Origin of the sequence: Streptomyces sp. Rer75, from assembly GCF_013414305.1 — a bacterium.
Classification (GTDB): Bacteria; Actinomycetota; Actinomycetes; order Streptomycetales; family Streptomycetaceae; genus Streptomyces; species Streptomyces himastatinicus.
Genome location: NZ_CP058693.1, coordinates 8,609,375 through 8,629,029 on the forward strand (window position 1 = coordinate 8,609,375; position 19,655 = coordinate 8,629,029).

The 19,655-nt window shown below is 72.4% G+C and carries 1 protein-coding gene; it reads left to right on the forward strand.

What is annotated here, in order from left to right; translation table 11 throughout:
• Positions 1–199: 199 nt before the first annotated feature.
• Positions 200–19,651 (forward strand): SDR family NAD(P)-dependent oxidoreductase, encoded by a 19,452-nt coding sequence (locus tag HYQ63_RS45730; RefSeq protein WP_306664863.1) that lies wholly within the window; start codon positions 200–202, stop codon positions 19,649–19,651.
• Positions 19,652–19,655 lie beyond the last annotated feature (4 nt).

Here is a 19,655-nt window from a genome sequence, read left to right on the forward strand (position 1 = left end):
CGCGCAGGGGGGGCGAACGAGCGGGGCGTGCGCACGGTTCAACCGTGCGCACGCCCCGTCGTCATGTCGGGACCCGGGCCTGGTCGAAAGTCCTGGTTCCACGGGATCGTCCTGTACCGAAGCCCGGCTGCCGAGCCCCATCCTCTGGCCGAAGTCGTGCCCCCGTTCGAAAACCAATACTTCCCCTATGAATCCATCCATGTCAGGTGACCAGGGGATCGGCGGGGCGCGCGACACCGCCATCGCGGTGATCGGAGCTGCCTGCCGGGTCCCCTCGGCGTCCAGCCCGGCAGAGTTCTGGCGCCTGCTGTCGGAGGGAACCGACGCCGTCTCGCCCTGGCCGGCGGAGCGCGGCGAGGGCAGCCGGTCCTGGCGTGGTGGCTTTCTGGATGAGGTCGGCACCTTCGACGCCGCCTTCTTCGGTATGGAGCCGGACGAGACGGCCGCCGTGGATCCGCAGCAGCGGCTCGCGCTGGAGCTGGTCTGGGAGGCGATGGAGGACGCCGGCGTCCGCGACGAGCGGCTGCGGGGCTCACGCACCGGAGTGTTCGTAGGCGTCTCCTCCGACGACTACGCCGCCCTCGCCGCCCGGAGCGACCGGGCAGGGCGCGGCGAGTTGCACGACTTCACGGGGCGGCACCGCGCCATCGTCGCCAACCGGGTCTCCTGGTCCTTCGGACTACAGGGCCCCAGCCTCGCCGTCGACGCGGCGCAGGCGTCGTCCCTGGTCGCCGTCCACTTGGCCTGCGAGAGCCTCCGCCGCGGGGACTCCGACCTCGCCTTCGCAGGCGGGGTGAACCTGATCCTCTCGCCGGAGAGCATGCGGACCACGGCCGGTCTCGGCGCGCTGTCCGCCAGGGGGCGCTGCGCCGTCTTCGACGAGAGCGCCGACGGGTTCGTACGCGGTGAGGGCGGCGGAGTGGTCCTGCTCAAGCCGCTCGCCCGGGCCGTCGCCGACGGCGACCCCATCTACTGCGTCATCCAGGGCAGCGCCGTCAACAACGACGGCGGCGGCGACCGCCTCACCGACCCCGATGTCGCGGGCCAGCGGGACGTACTGCACCGCGCCTACGCCGACGCCCGGGTCAGCCCCGAGACCGTCCAGTACGTCGAACTCCACGGCACCGGCACCCCGGTCGGAGACCCCGTCGAGGCCGCCGCCGTGTCCGACGTCATCGGCCGCAGCACCGGGGACCGCGGGCCGCTGCGGGTGGGCTCGGTGAAGACGAACGTCGGCCACCTCGAGGCCGCCGCCGGCATCGTGGGCCTGCTCAAGGCCGCGCTGTCCCTGCGCCACCGTCAACTGCCGCCCAGCCTGCACTTCGACACCCCCAACCCGGCGATACCCCTGGCCGAGCTGAACCTCCGGGTGCAGACCGAACTCGACGCCTGGCCCGCCCCCGATGCCCCGCTCGTCGCGGGCGTCAGCTCGTTCGGCATCGGCGGCACCAACTGCCACGTCGTCCTCGCCGAAGCGCCGTACACCGGTCGGCCCGACACCGCGGTGAACCGCCCCGCAACCGGCCGGCCCCTGCCCTGGGTGCTGTCCGCCCGCACCGGCCGCGCACTGGACGCGCAGGCCACCCGCCTGCTCACCCATCTCGAGCAGCAGCCGGACGCGCACGTCGCCGACATCGCCCGGTCGTTGGCGGTCGGCCGGTCCACGTTCGAACACCGCGCCGTCGTCGTCGGCACGGACAGGGATGAGCTCACGTCGAGCCTGGCACGCCTCCACGACGAAGCGGTGAACGGCATCGCCACGTCGGGCAGGACGGCCTTCCTCTTCTCCGGTGGCGGCTCCCAGTGCGTCGGCATGGGGCGGGAACTGTACGAAACGTACCCGGTCTTCGCCGATGCCCTCGACGAGGTGCTCGACCACTTCGTGCCCGGTCTCGACCTGCGCCAGGTGCTGCTCGGCGGCCTCGACGACGATGCCGCCGCCGAGGCCCTCGACGGCATGCGTTACATGCAGCCTGCCCTGTTCGCCTTCCAGGTCGCCCTCTACCGCCTGGTCACCTCCTGGGGCGTCACACCTGACCTGCTCGTCGGCCACTCCTTCGGCGAGATCGTCGCCGCCCATGTGTCCGGGGCCCTGCCCCTGGCCCACGCCGCCGCCCTCGTCGCCGCGCGCGGGGAGCTGATGGAGGAACTGCCACCCGGCGGTGCAATGATCGCGGTCGAGGCGACGGAAGAGGAACTGCTCGCGGCCCTCGACGGCGTCGACGACGTCTCGATCGGCGCCATCAACGGGCCACGGGCCGTCGTGCTCTCCGGCGCCGACGAGGCGGTCACCCGGATCGCGGACGAGTTCCGCGCCCGCGGCCACCGCACGAGCCGACTGCGGGTGCAGAACGCCGCCCACTCGCCGCTGATGGCCCCCATGCTGGACGAGTTCGCCCGCAGGATCCGGGGCCTCGCGGTCTCCGAACCCGGCATCCCGATCGTCTCCACCGTCACCGGGCGGACCGGGGCCGCCCTGACGGAGGACTACTGGATCGGGCACCTCGGCGCCACGGTGCGATTCCACGACGCGATCGCCGCCTGCCGCGAGCAGGGCGTGACCCGGTTCCTCGAACTCGGCCCGGGCAGCGCGCTGACCCCGCTCGTCCCCACCTCCGACACGGACCTCGCGGTGGCGTTGCAGCACCGCGACCGCCCCGAGCCGCAGGCGCTGCTCACCGGCCTCGCCGAAGCCTGGTGCGCCGGTGTCTCCGTCGACTGGGCCGAGGCGGTCGGCGAGGCCCGAACCGTCGGCCTGCCCACCTACGCCTTCCAGCGGCGGCGCTACTGGCTCGACGAACGCCCGGCCGCCGCCGAGGCCGAGCAGCACCTCAGCTCCGCCACGCTCGCCCTGCGCGAGCGCATCACCACCGAGCCGGACGGATTCCTGGTCCGCTGGCTGGCCGACCACATGGCGGAGACCACCGGCGCAGCCCCCGCCGACCCCGACGCGACCTTCCGCGACCTGGGCCTGGACTCGGTCCTCTCCGTTGACCTGCGCAACCGCCTGGTCTCGGCGACCGGTCTGCGGATGCCCGCGAGCATCCTCTTCGACTACCCGACGCCGAGCGCACTCGCCGCGCATCTGCACGACCGGATCCTCGGCGTCCTGGGCACCGTGGACGACACCCGGACCGCCGCCCCCGTGACGGCCGCCACCGACGACGATCCGATCGTCATCGTCGGCATGGCCTGCCATCTGCCCGGCGGGATCGACTCGCCGCAGGAGCTGTGGCAGGCGACCCTGGACGGTCTTGACGCGATCACCGAGTTCCCGGCCGACCGCGGCTGGGACCTGGCGAGCCTCTACGACCCGGACCCGGACCACCCCGGCACCACCTACACCCGCCGGGGCGGCTTCCTGGCCGGGGCCACCGACTTCGACGCCGAGTTCTTCGGGATCAGCCCGCGTGAGGCCGCGGCGATGGATCCGCAGCAGCGGCTGCTGCTGGAGACCGCCTGGGAGGCCCTGGAGCGGGCCGGTATCGATCCGACCTCGCTGCGCAGCAGCAGGACCGGCGTGTTCGTCGGCGCCATGAACATGGAGTACGGACCGCATCTGCACGCCCCGGTCGACGGCACCGAGGGTTTCCGCCTCACCGGCAATACGTCCAGCGTCGCGTCGGGCCGTATCTCGTATCAACTGGGGCTCGAGGGCCCGGCGATGACGGTGGACACGGCGTGCTCGTCGTCGCTGGTGGCACTGCATCTGGCGGTGCAGTCGCTGCGCAACGGCGAGTGCACCATGGCGCTCGCGGGCGGTGTGACGGTGCTGTCCACGCCGGGCATGTTCGTCGAGTTCTCCCGCCAGCGTGGCCTTGCCGCCGACGGCCGCTGCAAGCCGTTCTCCGACGACGCCGATGGCACGGGCTGGGCCGAAGGCGTGGGCATGCTCGTGGTCGAGCGGCTCTCCGACGCCGAGAAGCGCGGTCACCAGGTCCTGGCGGCGGTGCGTGGTTCCGCGGTGAACCAGGACGGTGGCAGCAATGGGCTGACCGCGCCGAATGGTCCTTCGCAGCAGCGTGTGATCCGGGATGCGTTGGCCGGTGCGCGGCTGACGTCGGCGGATGTCGATGTGGTGGAGGCGCATGGTACGGGTACGTCGTTGGGTGACCCGATCGAGGCGCAGGCGCTGTTGGCGACGTACGGCCAGGGGCGGGATGAGGACCGGCCGTTGTGGCTGGGTTCGATCAAGTCCAACATCGGGCACACGCAGGCGGCAGCGGGTGTCGCCGGTGTCATCAAGATGGTGCAGGCGATGCGTAACGGCGTCATGCCGCGCTCGCTGCACGTCTCCGAGCCGTCGCGCCATGTCGACTGGGAGTCCGGTGCCGTCAGCGTGCTGACGTCACAGCAGGAGTGGCCGGAGCTGGAGCGGCCACGCCGTTCGGCGGTGTCGTCCTTCGGCATCAGCGGGACGAATGCGCATGTGATTTTGGAGGCGGCGCCGGTCGGGGATCAGGTGTCGCCGGGCGAGGTTGCGTCGCCGGTGGGTGTGGGTGCTGTGCCGTGGGTGTTGTCGGCGCGTGGTGAGGTGGCGTTGGCGGAGCAGGCGGTGCGGCTGCTGGCCCGGGTCGGCGACGGTGCTGACCTGGGCGTGCGGGATGTGGGGTTCACGCTGGCCGGGGGGCGTGCGGTGCTGGAGCACCGTGCGGTTGTGCTGGGTGGTGATGGTGGCGAACTGGCTGCTGGTTTAGCGGAGTTGGCTGCGGGTCGTGTGGCGGCGGGTGTTGTTGCGGGTTGTGCGGTGTCTTCCGGTGGTGTGGTGTTGGTGTTCCCGGGTCAGGGTTCGCAGTGGGTGGGGATGGCGCGGGAGTTGTTGGAGTTCTCGCCGGTGTTCGCGTCGCGGATGGCGGAGTGTGCGGCGGCGTTGGAGCCGTTTGTTGATGGCTGGTCGCTGTTGGATGTGGTGCGGGGCGGGGATGAGGAGGTGCTGCGTCGGGTTGATGTGGTGCAGCCGGTTCTGTTCGCGGTGATGGTGTCGCTGGCGGAGTTGTGGCGGTCGCTGGGCGTGAAGCCTGCGGCGGTCGTCGGGCATTCGCAGGGCGAGATCGCGGCGGCGTGTGTGGCCGGTGGTCTGTCGCTGGAGGATGCGGCGCGGGTGGTGGCGTTGCGGAGTCGGGCGATCCTGCGGTTGTCCGGGCGGGGCGGCATGGTGTCGGTGCTGGCTCCCGAGGCGCAGGTGGCGGGGCGGCTGACGGACGGGCTCCAGATCGCGGTCGTCAACGGTCCCGAACAGGTCGTGGTGTCCGGCGCGCCGGAGGAGCTGGAGGTGTTCCTGGCCGGGTGTGAGGCCGATGGGGTACAGGCCCGTCGTATCGCGGTGGACTACGCCTCGCACTCACCGCAGGTGGAGGGCCTGAGGGACGAACTCCTCGATGTTCTGGCCGGTATCGAGCCTCGCAGTGGTCATGTTCCTCTGTTCTCGACGGTGTATGGCGAGGTCATCGACACGGCGGAGATGGACGCGGAGTACTGGTTCACCAACCTCCGCGAGACGGTTCGTTTCGATGCCGCTCTTCAGAAGCTGCTGGAGGCCGGGCACCGCGTCTTCGTAGAGAGCAGCCCCCACCCCGTCCTGCTGGGGGCAGTGACACAGGCGGCCGAGGGTGTGGGCGCGGCGGGTGTGGCGGCGGTGGGCACGTTGCGTCGTCGTGAGGATGAGCGGGCGCGGCTGTTGCAGAGTGTGGCCGAGGTGTTCGTGGCGGGTGTCGATGTGGACTGGTCGCCATGGGTGGCGGGCGGTCGGCTGGTGGAACTGCCGACCTACGCCTTCCAGCGGCGCCGTCACTGGCTTCCGGCGGTGCGTTCGATGCTGGACGCGGCGGGGCTCGGGCTGCGTCCGGCCGGTCACCCGCTGCTCGGCGCGGCCGTTCCTCTCGCGCCCCAGGAGGGCCTCGTCCTCACCGGTCAGCTGTCCCTGCATACCCACCCGTGGCTGGAGGACCACGCGGTCTACGGCACGGTCATCCTGCCCGGCACCGCATTCGTCGAGCTGGCGTTGCACGCGGGCGACGAGGTCGGCTGCGCGGTGGTGGAGGAGCTGACGTTGGAGCGGCCGCTGGTGTTGTCGGCGGAGGCTCTGGTGGCGGTGCAGGTGTCGGTGGGGGCTCCGGACGACGCGGGGTGCCGGTCGATCGCGGTGCACTCCCGTGTCCAGGACGCGGACGCCGGTGCCGATGCGGGGGTGGAGTGGGTCCGGCACGCCGTGGGCGTGCTGGCCGCAGCCGGTCCCGTGGCGGAGGAGCGCCTTGAGGGTGCGTGGCCGCCCGCCGGTGCCGAGGCCGTGGATGTCGCCGAGGCGTACGAGCTGCTGTCCGGCGTGGGATACGGGTACGGGCCCGTGTTCCGGGGTCTGCGCTCGGTGTGGCGTGCGGGCGACGAGCTGTTCGCCGAGGTCCAACTGCCAGCCGAGGCCGACGAGTTCGGCGTTCACCCGGCGTTGCTGGATGCCGCGCTGCACCCGCTGCTCAACGGGGACCTGTGGGTGCCGTTCTCCTGGAACGGGGTGCGACTGCACTCGGTAGGAGCGTCGGCGCTGCGGGTGCGGTTGTCGCGGAGTGCCGATGGCGCCGTGCGGCTCGCGGCGTTCGACGGCGCCGGTCTGCCGGTGGTGACGGTGGACGAGCTGCGCTTGCAGCGGATGTCGCAGGAGCAGCTGGGCTCCGCGGTGGCCGCTGACCCGCTGTATGAGGTGCGGTGGACGGAGGTGCCGGTGCCGGACGGCTCCGGCGGCGTCCCGCCGGAGGTCGTGGTCGAGTACGTCGAGCCCGACGGGGACGTTCGTACGAGCGTGGCCGAGGTGCTGGAGTCCGTCCAGCGCTTCCTGGCCGAGTCGGCGGACGCAGAGTCGGCGGACCGTGAGGACGCCCGGCTTGCCGTGGTCACGCGTGGCGGGATGACGGGTACGCAGGATCCGGCGACGGCGGCGGTGTGGGGTCTGTTGCGTTCGGCGCAGGCCGAGCACCCGGGACGTGTCGTGGCCGTCGATGTGCCCGTCGGTGCGGATGCCGAGTCGGCCGTCGCGTCGGCACTCGCCTCGGGTGAGCCACAAGTCGCCCTGGAAGAGGGTCGGTTGCTCGTACCCCGACTGGTCGCGCATGCCCCCGAGGCGGCGACGGTGCCGGACTGGAAGCCGGAAGGGACGGTCCTGATCACCGGTGCCGGTGGGGCGCTGGGCCAGTTGGTGGCCCGGCACCTGGTCACCGAGTACGGGGTGCGGCATCTGCTGTTGATGAGCCGTCGGGGCGCCGAGGGTTCGGAGGAACTGGTCGCCGAACTGACGGAGGCCGGGGCGACGGTGGCCTTCGCGGCCTGCGACGTGGCCGACCGCGAGGCGCTGTCCGTGGCATTGGCGGGCATTCCCGGTGAGCATCCGCTGACCGCTGTCATCCACGCGGCGGGTGTCCTGGATGACGGTGTGGTGACCGCGTTGACGCGTGAGCGTGTCGACACGGTGATGCGTCCCAAGGTGGATGGCGCCCGGCTCTTGGACGAGTTGACGCGGGATGCCGACCTGGCTGCCTTTGTGTTGTTCTCGTCCGCTGCCGGTGTGATGGGTACGGCGGGGCAGGGCAACTATGCCGCGGCCAACGCCTTCCTGGACGCGCTGGCGCTGTCGCGCCGGGCCGAGGGGCTGGCGGCCACGTCGATGGCCTGGGGGCTGTGGACCAGTGACAGCGCGATGACCGCGCACCTGGACGACGCCGACATCGCCCGCCTTTCGCGCAGTGGACTGGGGTCGATGTCGACGTCCCAGGGCCTCGCGCTGTTCGACGCGGCCCTCGCGGCCGACCGGGCGACCATCGTCCCGGCCCGCCTGGACCTGTCCGCCTTGCGGAACCAGGCGGCGCGGGGCAGCCTGCCCGCCGTCTTCAAGTCCCTGGTCCGCGCACCGGCACGCCGTGCGGCGGCGGTCGTGGACACCGGCCAGTCCTCGTCGTGGATCGCCGACATGGCGGCGCTGGACGACGCGGACCGTGCAGTGGCGCTGTTGGAGCTGGTGGGTGCGCAGGTCGCTTTGGTGCTGGGGCATGGTTCGGCGTCGTCGGTGGAGGCGGATCGGGCCTTCCGCGATCTGGGCTTGGATTCGCTGACGGGTCTGGAACTGCGGCAGGGATTGCAGGCCGCGACGGGTCTGCGGCTGCCGTCGACGCTGGTTTTCGACTACCCCACGTCGACCGCGCTGGTTGGTTTCCTGGAGGAGCAGATCCGGGGCACCGACACCATCCCGGTCGGTCCGGTGGCGGTCGCCACGGCCACGGACGACGATCCGATCGTCATCGTCGGCATGGCCTGCCGACTGCCCGGCGGGATCGACTCGCCGCAGGCGTTGTGGCAGGCGGCCCTGGACGGTCTTGACGCGATCACCGAGTTTCCGGCCGACCGCGGCTGGGACCTGGCGAGCCTCTACGACCCGGACCCGAGCCACCTCGGCACGAGCTACTCCCGCCGGGGCGGGTTCCTGAACGGTGTCGGTGATTTCGACGCCGAGTTCTTCGGGATCAGCCCGCGTGAGGCCGCGGCGATGGACCCGCAGCAGCGGCTGCTGCTGGAGACCGCCTGGGAGGCCCTGGAGCGGAGTGGCGTCGATCCGACCTCGCTGCGCGGCAGCAGGACCGGCGTGTTCACCGGACTGATGTACCACGACTACGGGTCCTGGCTCGCGGAGGCGACCGAGGATGTCGAAGGGCTGATGATCACCGGCACCAGCGGTGGTGTCGCCTCGGGCCGCATCTCGTATCAACTGGGGCTTGAGGGTCCGGCGATGACGGTGGACACGGCGTGTTCGTCGTCGCTGGTGGCGCTGCATCTGGCGGCGCAGGCTCTGCGCAATGGTGAGTGCTCGTTGGCGCTGGCCGGTGGTGTGACGGTCATGTCGACGCCGACGACGTTCGTGGAGTTCTCGCGGCAGCGGGCGATGTCGGTGGACGGCCGGTGCAAGGCGTTCTCCGACGACGCGGACGGGGCGGGGTGGTCGGAGGGTGTCGGGCTGCTCGTGGTGGAGCGGCTCTCGGACGCGCGGCGCAACGGGCATCAGGTCCTGGCGGTCGTACGTGGCTCCGCGGTGAACCAGGACGGCGCCAGCAATGGGCTGACCGCGCCGAATGGTCCCTCGCAGCAGCGTGTGATCCGGGATGCGCTGGCCGGTGCACGGCTGACGTCGGCCGACGTGGATGTGGTGGAGGCGCATGGTACGGGCACGTCGTTGGGCGACCCGATCGAGGCGCAGGCGCTGTTGGCGACGTACGGCCAGGGGCGTAACGCCGAACGGCCGTTGTGGCTGGGTTCGATCAAGTCCAACATCGGGCACACGCAGGCCGCGGCGGGTGTCGCCGGTGTCATCAAGATGGTGCAGGCCATGCGGTACGGCGTCATGCCGCGCACCCTGCACGTGGACGAGCCCTCGCACCACGTCGACTGGACGTCGGGCCAAGTCCAACTCCTGACGGAGAACCAGCCGTGGCCGGAGAACGACCGCCCTCGTCGGTCCGGTGTGTCGTCCTTCGGCATCGGCGGGACGAACGCGCACGTGATCCTGGAGGCGGCGCCGGTCGAGGAGTGGGCGGCGGTCCAGGAGGCCGAGCCGGTACGTGACGGCATCTTGCCGTGGGTGTTGTCGGCCCGCAGCGAGGTGGCGTTGGCGGAGCAGGCGGTGCGGCTGCTGGCCCGGGTCGGCGATGGTGCTGACCTGGATGCGCGGGATGTGGGCTTCACGCTGGCCGGGGGCCGTGCGGTGCTGGAGCACCGTGCGGTTGTGCTGGGTGGTGATGGTGGCGAACTGGCTGTTGATTTGGCGGAGTTGGCTGCGGGTCGTGTGGCGGCGGGTGTTGTTGCGGGTCGTGCGGTGTCTTCCGGTGGTGTGGTGTTGGTGTTCCCGGGTCAGGGTTCGCAGTGGGTGGGGATGGCGCGGGAGCTGTTGGAGTTTTCGCCGGTGTTCGCGTCGCGGATGGGGGAGTGTGCGGCGGCGTTGGAGCCGTTCGTTGATGGCTGGTCGCTGCTGGATGTGGTGCGGGGCGGCGATGAGGACGTTCTGGGTCGGGTCGATGTGGTGCAGCCGGTTCTGTTCGCGGTGATGGTGTCGCTGGCGGAGCTGTGGCAGTCGCTGGGCGTGAAGCCTGCGGCGGTGGTGGGGCATTCGCAGGGTGAGATCGCGGCGGCGTGTGTGGCTGGTGGTTTGTCGTTGGAGGATGCGGCGCGGGTGGTGGCGTTGCGGAGTCGGGCGATCCTGCGGTTGTCCGGGCGTGGCGGCATGGTGTCGGTGCTGGCTCCGGAGGAGCAGGTGGCGGGTCGGCTGACGGACGGGCTCCAGATCGCGGTCGTCAACGGTCCCGAGCAGGTCGTGGTGTCCGGCGCGCCCGACGAGCTGGAAGCGCTGATGGTCGCATGCGAGGCCGATGGGGTTCAGGCCCGTCGTATCGCGGTGGACTACGCCTCGCACTCGCCGCAGGTGGAGGATCTCAAGGCCGAACTCCTCGACGTGCTCGGGGGGATTGAGCCCCGCAGCGGTCACGTGCCCTTGTTCTCCACGGTGTCGGGCGAGCTGATCGACACCGCGATCATGGACGCGGAGTACTGGTTCACCAATCTGCGTCAGACCGTCCGCTTCGATGCCGCCCTTCAGAGCCTCCTTGAGGCCGGGCACCGCATCTTCGTCGAGAGCAGTCCGCACCCCGTTCTGGTCGGGGCGGTGACCCAGGCCGCGGAGGGCGGCGGGGTGGCCGGGGTGACGGCGGTGGGCACGTTGCGTCGTCGTGAGGACGAGCGGGCGCGACTGTTGCAGGGCCTGGCCGAGGTGTTCGTGGCCGGTGTCGATGTGGACTGGTCGTCGTGGGTGGCGGGCGGTCGGCTGGTGGAGTTGCCGACCTACGCCTTCCAGCGGCGTCGTCACTGGCTTCCCGCGGGGCGTTCGGTGGTGGACGCGGCAGGCCTTGGGCTGCATCCGGCCGGTCACCCGCTGCTCGGCGCGGCCGTACGCCTCGCGGGCAGTGACGACGTCGTGCTCACCGGACGGATATCCCGCGCCACCCACCCGTGGCTGGAGGACCACGCCGTCTTCGGCACGGTGCTGCTTCCGGGAACCGCCTTCGTGGAAATGGCCCTCCGCGCGGGCGACGAGGTCGGCTGCGCTGTGGTGGAGGAGCTGACGTTGGAGCGGCCGCTGGTGTTGTCGGCGGAGGCTCTGGTGGCGGTGCAGGTGTCGGTGGGGGCTCCGGATGACAGGGGGCGTCGGTCTATCGCGGTGCACTCCCGTGTCCAGGACGCGGACGCTGATGCCGATGCGGGGGTGGAGTGGGTCCGGCACGCCGTCGGCGTGCTGGCCACAGCCGGTCCCGCGGTGGCGGAGGAGCGCCTTGAGGGTGCGTGGCCGCCCGCCGGTGGCCGGCGAGTGGATGCCTCCGACGCGTACGAGATGCTGGCCGGTCTCGGATACGGGTACGGACCGGCCTTCCGGGGCCTGCGCGCACTGTGGCGCGCGGGGGATGAGATGTTCGCCGAGGTCCAACTACCCATCGAGCCCGATGCGTTCGGCGTTCACCCGGCGCTACTGGATGCCGCGCTGCACCCGCTGCCGTCGGGTGACATGAAGGTGCCGTTCTCCTGGAGTGGAGTGCGACTGCACTCGGTGGGCGCGTCGGTCGTGCGGGTGCACCTGTCGCCGCGTGGCGACGGGGCCGTGAGCGTGGCGGCGTTCGACGGCGCCGGTCTGCCGGTGGTGACGGTGGACGAGCTGCGTCTCCAGGCGATGTCGCAGGAGCAGCTGGGCTCCGCGGTGGCCGCTGACCCGCTGTATGAGGTGCGGTGGACGGAGGTGCCGGTGCCGGATGTCTCCGACGCGGTGCCGCCGGAGGTCGTGGTCGAGCACGTCGAGCCCGGCGGGGACGTTCGTACGAGCGTGGCCGAGGTGCTGGAGTCCGTCCAGCGCTTCCTGGCCGAGTCGGCGGACGCAGAGTCGGCAAACACCGAGTCGGCGGACCGTGACGACGCCCGGCTTGCCCTGGTCACCCGGGGCGCGGTCATGGCGGAGCCCGATCCCGCCACCGCGGCCGTGTGGGGCCTGCTGCGTTCCGCGCAGGCCGAGCACCCCGGACGCATCGTGGTCGTCGACACGGCCGAAGGGGCGGACCCGATCGAAGCCGTGGCGCTGGCCCTTGCTTCTGGTGAGCCTCAAGTCGCCCTCGGCGATGGTGGGTTGTTCGTGCCCCGGTTGGCGACGGTGGCCGCGGAGGCGGCGACGGCGCCGGACTGGAAGCCGGACGGCACGGTCCTGATCACCGGTGCCGGTGGGGCGCTGGGCCAGTTGGTGGCCCGGCACCTCGTCACCGAGCACGGCGTACGGCATCTGCTGCTGGTGAGCCGTCGGGGCGCCGAGGGCTCGGAGGAACTGGTCGCCGAACTGACGGAGGCCGGGGCGACAGTGGCCTTCGCGGCCTGCGACGTCGCCGACCGCGAGGCGGTCGCCGCGGCCTTGGCCGACATACCGGCCGATCACCCGCTGACCGCCGTCATCCACTCCGCCGGTGTCCTCGACGACGGCGTCCTGACCGCGCTGACCCCCGAACGCCTCGACACGGTGATGCGGCCGAAGGTGGATGGCGCCCGGCTGCTGGATGAGCTGACGCGGGATGCCGATCTGGCTGCCTTTGTGTTGTTCTCATCGGCTGCCGGTGTGATGGGTACGGCGGGGCAGGGCAACTACGCTGCGGCCAACGCCTTCCTGGACGCGCTGGCCCAGTCGCGCCGGGCCGAGGGGCTGGCGGCCACGTCGCTGGCGTGGGGGCTGTGGACCAGTGACAGCGCGATGACCGCGCACCTGGACGACGCCGACCTGGCCCGGCTGACCCGGGGCGGGCTCGCACCGATGTCCGCGGAACAGGGCCTGGCCCTCTTCGACGCCGCACTGGCGGCCGACCGCGCGACCCTGTTCCCGGCCCGCCTGGACCTGCCCGCGCTGCGGAACCAGGCGGCGGGGGGCAGCCTGCCCGCCGTATTCAAGTCCCTGGTCCGCGCACCGGCACGCCGTGCGGCGGCGGTCGTCGGCACCGGCCAGTCCTCGTCGTGGATCGCCGACATGGCGGCGCTGGACGACGCGGACCGTACTGCCGCGCTGCTCGAACTGGTCGGCGCACAGGTCTCCTTGGTCCTCGGCCATGGTTCGGCGTTGTCGGTGGAGGCGGATCGCGCTTTCCGTGATCTGGGCTTCGACTCGCTGACGGGCCTGGAGTTGCGACAGCGGTTGCAGGCCGCGACGGGTCTGCGGCTGCCGTCGACGCTGGTTTTCGACTACCCCACGTCGACCGCGCTGGTTGGTTTCCTGGAGGAGCAGATCCGGGGCACCGACACCATCCCGGTCGGTCCGGTGGCGGTCGCCACGGCCACGGACGACGATCCGATCGTCATCGTCGGCATGGCCTGCCGACTGCCCGGCGGGATCGACTCGCCGCAGGCGTTGTGGCAGGCGGCCCTGGACGGTGTCGACGCGATCACCGAGTTCCCGGACGACCGCGGCTGGGACATCGCGGACCTCTACGACCCCGATCCTGACCGAGCAGGGAAGACGTACTCGCGACAGGGAGGATTCCTGCACGACGCCGCGGTGTTCGAGCCCGAGTTCTTCGGGATCAGCCCGCGTGAGGCCGCGGCGATGGACCCGCAGCAGCGGTTGCTGCTGGAGACCGCCTGGGAGGCCCTGGAGCGGGCCGGTATCGATCCGACCTCGCTGCGCGGCAGCAGGACCGGCGTGTTCGCCGGACTGATGCCCATGGAGTACGGACCTCCGCTGCACGAGCCGATCGAGGGCATGGACGGTTTCCGCATGCTCGGCAACGCGTCGAGCGTCGCGTCGGGGCGTATCGCGTATCAACTGGGGCTTGAGGGTCCGGCGATGACGGTGGACACGGCGTGTTCGTCGTCGCTGGTGGCGCTGCACTTGGCGGCGCAGGCTCTGCGCAATGGTGAGTGCTCGTTGGCGCTGGCCGGTGGTGTGACGGTCATGTCGACGCCGACGACGTTCGTGGAGTTCTCGCGGCAGCGGGCGATGTCGGTGGACGGCCGGTGCAAGGCGTTCTCCGACGACGCGGACGGGGCGGGGTGGTCGGAGGGTGTCGGGCTGCTCGTGGTGGAGCGGCTCTCGGACGCGCGGCGCAACGGGCATCAGGTCCTGGCGGTCGTACGTGGCTCCGCGGTGAACCAGGACGGCGCCAGCAATGGGCTGACCGCGCCGAATGGTCCCTCGCAGCAGCGTGTGATCCGGGATGCGCTGGCCGGTGCACGGCTGACGTCGGCGGATGTCGATGTGGTGGAGGCGCATGGTACGGGTACGTCGTTGGGTGACCCGATCGAGGCGCAGGCGCTGTTGGCGACGTACGGCCAGGGGCGGGATGAGGACCGGCCGTTGTGGCTGGGTTCGATCAAGTCCAACATTGGGCACGCGCAGGCCGCGGCGGGTGTCGCCGGTGTCATCAAGATGGTGCAGGCCATGCGGTACGGCGTCATGCCGCGCACGCTGCACGTGTCCACCCCCTCCCACCACGTCGACTGGGAGTCCGGTGCCGTCAGCCTGCTGACGGCACATCAGGAGTGGCCGGAGCTGGAGCGGCCACGCCGCTCGGCGGTCTCGGCCTTCGGGATCGGTGGGACGAACGCACACGTGATTCTGGAAGCGGCGCCCGAGGACACCACGGCCCCGGCCCCCGACCCGGCGCCGGAAGCGCCGATGATCCCCTGGACACTGTCGGCGAAGACCTCCACCGGGGTACAGCGGCAGGCCGCACGGCTGCTCGCGCGGATCACCGACGACCCCGGCCTCGACCCCCGGGACGTCGGATACACCCTGGCCACGGGGCGGGCACTGATGGAGCACCGGGCCGTGGTCCTGGGGGCCGGTCTCGACGAGCTGGCCGGAGCGCTGACGGCCCTCGCCCGGGGCGACCTCGCCCGGGGCGAGGACGTGCCCGCTGCCGTGGCCGGTGCCGTCCCCGCCGCCGGAGCGGGCGGGCTCGCGCTGGTCTTCTCCGGTCAGGGCTCGCAGCGGGCCGGCACGGGCCGGGAGCTGTACGAGCGGTACCCGGTCTTCGCCCAGGCATTCGACGCCGTGTGCGCGGCCGTGGACGAGCATCTCGACGGGTACGCCGAACACCCGCTGCGCGACGTCGCGTTCGCCCCCGAGGACTCCCCGCTGGCCCCGCTCCTCCAGCAGAGCATGTACACCCAGACCGGCCTGTTCGCGCTGGAGGTCGCACTCCTCGAACTGCTCAAGGCGTGGGGGGTGAGCCCCGACCACGTCATGGGCCACTCCCTGGGTGAGATCACCGCGGCGTACGCGGCGGACGCGCTCTCGCTGGCCGACGCGTGCGCCCTCGTGGCGGCGCGCGGCCGCCTCATGCAGGCCCTGCCGGAGGGCGGGGCGATGGTGGCGATCGCCGTCGACGAGCAGGAGGCCGAGGCGTACATCGCGGAGGCGTCCCTCCAGGACGCCGTCGGGATCGCCGCGGTCAACGGGCCGCGGTCCGTGGTCGTCTCGGGTGACGAGGCCGCCGCGGTCGCCGTCGCCGAGCACTTCCGGGCCGCGGGGCACCGGGTGCGCCGCCTCTCCGTCTCGCACGCGTTCCACTCGCACCGCATGGACGCGATGCTCGACGAGTTCGCCGACGTGGTCGCGGGACTCACCTTCCGGACACCGCGGATCCCCGTGGTGTCGAACGTCACCGGCGGCCCGATCGAGGCCGAGCGCCTGTGCACCGCCCAGCACTGGGTGGAGCACGTCCGCCGGGGCGTCCGCTTCGCGGACGGCGTGCGGAGCCTGGCCGACCAGGGGGTCACCGCCTACCTGGAAGTCGGCCCCGAGGCCGTGGTGACCCCGATGGTGCACGCCACCCTCGACGCGGTCCTCGGCGACGACGGATACGTCGCCGTGGCGGCGCTCAAGTCCGGCCAGCGGGAACCCCTCGCGCTCACCCGGGCGCTCGCCCGGACGTTCGTCGCCGGCACTCCGGTGGCGTGGGAGCTGCTGCTGCCCGGCGGACGCCGCACCGAACTGCCGGGCTACCCGTTCGCGGGCCAGCGCTACTGGCAGGACGCGTCCGAGTCGACGGTCGGCATCCGGGCCGCCGGACTGAACGCCACCCGGCACCCGCTGCTCGGCGCGGCCGTGCACCTGGCCGACGGACAGGCGGTGCTCACCGGCCGGGTACTGCCCGGCGCGCATCCCTGGCTCGCCGACCACGCCGTGGGTGGCACCGTGCTGCTGCCCGGCACCGCCTTCCTCGACCTGGCCCTGCACGCGGGCCACGAGGTGGGCTGCTCCCACGTCGAGGAACTGACGCTCCGGACGCCCCTGGTCCTGTCGGCCGGCACCGCCGTGAACCTCCAGGTCGCCCTGGGCGCCCCGGACGAGGCGGGCCGCCGGTCCGTCACCGTCTACTCCTCGCCCGCCGCGGCCTCCGGCACCGAGCCGCTGGTCCGGCACGCGACAGGCACGCTGTCCGCGGCATCCCCGCCCGCCGCCGAAGCGTTGACCTGGCCGCCTGCCGACGCCGAGCCGATACCGGTCGACGGTCTCTACGACGACCTGGCCGAGCGCGGTTACGGCTACGGCCCCGTCTTCCAGGGGCTGCGCACTGCCTGGCGCACGGCCGACGCGCTGTACACGGAGGTCGAACTGCCCGCACAGCCCGGGGCGTTCGGCATCCACCCGGCGCTGCTCGACGCCGCCCTGCACGCCGTCATGCTCGGTGTGCCGTCCCTCTCCGGCGCGGATGGCACGCAGCCCCTGCTGCCGTTCTCCTGGACGGGCGTGACGATGGCGGTGTCCGGCGCAGCCGCGGTACGGGCCAAGCTCACCGCCGCCGGAGACGGCGCCGTGTCCCTGGCCGCCGTCGACGCCGCCGGGCAGCCCGTCATCACCGTGGACGCGCTGGTGCTCCGGCCGATGTCCGGGGCCGCGGCACCGGACCGGGACAGCGGACTCCACCTGCGCTGGCGCCCCGTAGCCGTGACGGCACCGGCCGAGGGGCACGCCCCCGCGGTCACCGTCGCCCACATCGAACCCGGTGACGTTCACACCCGCCTGGCCGAGGCGCTCGAGCGCACGCAGCGCTTCCTCGCCGAGTCGGCGGACGGCGACGAGTCGGCGGACGGCGACAAGCGGCTCGCCGTGGTCACCCGGGGCGCGATGATGGAGCGGCCCGAGCCGGCCACCGCGGCCGTGTGGGGCCTGCTGCGCTCGGCCCAGGCCGAACACCCTGGGCGGCTGCTGCTCGTCGACGTCGATGCCGCCGCGCGGTCGGACGAGGCCGTCGCCGTGGCCGTCGCCTCCGGCGAGCCCCAGGTCGCCGTCCGCGACGGGCAGATCTTCGTGCCCCGGCTCGTCCGCTCCGCGCCGCCGGTGCTGCCGGTGCCGGACGTGCCCGACTGGCGTCTCGTAACGACCGCTGAGCCCGAGGGCCTCGCCATCGTCCCGGCGCCCGCCGCGCCGCTGGGCCCGGAGGAGATCCGGGTGTCGATGCGGGCCGCCGGGATCGGCCGCGGCGACCTGACCGACGGGGCCGGGGCACCCGGCACCGAAGGCGCGGGCGTGGTGACCGAGGTGGGGACGGCGGTCACCGGCGTGGCCGTGGGCGACCGTGTCTGGGGCACCTTCCCGGACGGTGGCGCCCTGGGCCGGACGGCGGTCACCGGCCACGGGTCGGTCGCCCGCATGCCACGGACCCTGTCCTTCGCCGAGGCCGCGGCGGCGGCCACGGCGTTCTCCACCGCCTGGCACGCCCTGGTGGACGAGGCCGCGCTGCGGGCCGGGGAGCGGGTGCTGATCCACGCGGGCGCGGGCGACGTCGGCCTCGCGGCCGTCCAGATCGCCCGGTACCTGGACGCCGAGGTGTTCGCCACCGCACCCCTCGGCGCCCGGGACGGCCTGCGCGGCCTGGGCCTCGACGAGGCCCACCTCGCCGAGCCGGAGCCCGATGACATCGCGAAGAAGGTGCCGACGGGCCTCGACATCGTCCTGGACCCGCAGGGGAGCGCGGGCGCCGAGGCGTCGGCCGCCCTCCTCCTCGCGGAAGGCGGCCGGTTCGTGGCCACCGGCGCAGGCCGGTCCGCGGCCGCCGACGCCTCCGGGCAGCGGGCGGTCCTCACCGAACTCGCCGGCCTGTTCGACACCGGCGCGCTGCGCGCCCTGCCGGTCACGGCCTACGACGTACGGTCGGCGGCAGAGGCCCACCGCCGCCTGGACGAGGACGCACACACCGGCACCACCGGCAGGGCCGTCCTGACGATCCCGCGCCCGCTCGACCCGGACGGCACGGTCCTCGTCACCGGCGCCAGCGGCACTCTGGGACAGCTCGTCCTGCGGCGGCTCGTCTCCGAACACGGCGTCCGCAACGTACTGCTGCTCAGCCGCAGCGGCGGCGAGGCGCCCGAGGACTTGGTGGAGCGCGGCGTACGGGTGCAGTCCGTCGCCTGCGACGCCGCGGACCGCGAGCAGCTCGCGAGGGCCCTCGCCCGTATCCCCGCGGAGCATCCGCTGACCGCCGTGGTGCACACGGCCGGTGTCCTCGACGACGGCGTCCTCGAGGCCCTGACACCCGAGCGGCTCGCCACCGTGCTGCGGCCGAAGGCGGACGCGGTGTGCGCACTGCACGAGCTGACCGCCGACGCGGACCTGGCGGCCTTCGTGGTGTTCTCCTCGGTCGCCGGTGTTCTCGGCTCGCCGGGGCAGGCGAACTACGCCGCGGCCAACGCCTTCCTCGACGCGTTCGCCACCCGACGGCACGCGGCCGGACGGCCCGCGGTCTCCCTCGCCTGGGGCATGTGGACGCAGACGAGCACGATGACGGCCGGACTCGGCACCGCCGACCTCGGCCGCATCGCCCGCACGGGGCTGCTGCCCACCTCCACGGAGGAGGGGCTCGCCGCCTTCGACCGGGCACTGGTGGGCGCCCTGCCCACCGTCGTTCCGGTGCGTGTCGACACGGCCGCCCTGCGCGCCGCGGACACCGTTCCGCCGCTCCTCCGGGACCTGGCGCCAGCCTCCAGCCGACGGGCCGCGGTGAGCGCCCCGGCGGCACCACCGGCCGAGTCCCTGGAGAGCAGGCTGCGCGGCCTTCCGGCCGAACAGCGAAGCACCCTCCTGCTCGACCTGGTCCTGAGGGACGTCGCCCTGGTCCTCGGGCACGGTGACCCGCGCGGCATCTCCGCCGACGGGGCGTTCCGCGACCTGGGCTTCGACTCGCTGACGGCCGTCGAACTCCGTAACAAGATCAACCATCGCACCGGCCTGAAGCTGAGCGCGACCGCGGTCTTCGACCATCCGAGCCCGCGCGCCCTGGTCGACCACCTGCTCGGCCGCCTCACCGCGGCACCCGCAACGGCGCGGGACGCCGAAGAGCCGAGCTACGAGCGGGTCCTCGCCGACCTCACCAGGGTCGGGAACAGCCTGGCCGCGCTGGAGCTCACCGACACCCAACGAGCCGCCCTCGCCGAGGTCTTCCGCGGCCTGGCCGAGCCATGGACGGGCGGAGAGCCCGTGGCGGCGGCCGACGAACCGGCGTCGGCCGACCTCGAATCCGCGACCGCGGCGGAAGTCCTCGACTTCGTCACCAACAGCCTCGGCATCTCCATCTCCGGCGACGAATCGCCCACCGACCCGAGTTGAGAGT

Coding starts and splice junctions, on each gene's coding strand:
- HYQ63_RS45730 (WP_306664863.1), top strand. CDS start 200: ATGTCAGGTGACCAGGGGATCGGCGGGGCGCGCGACACCGCCATCGCG.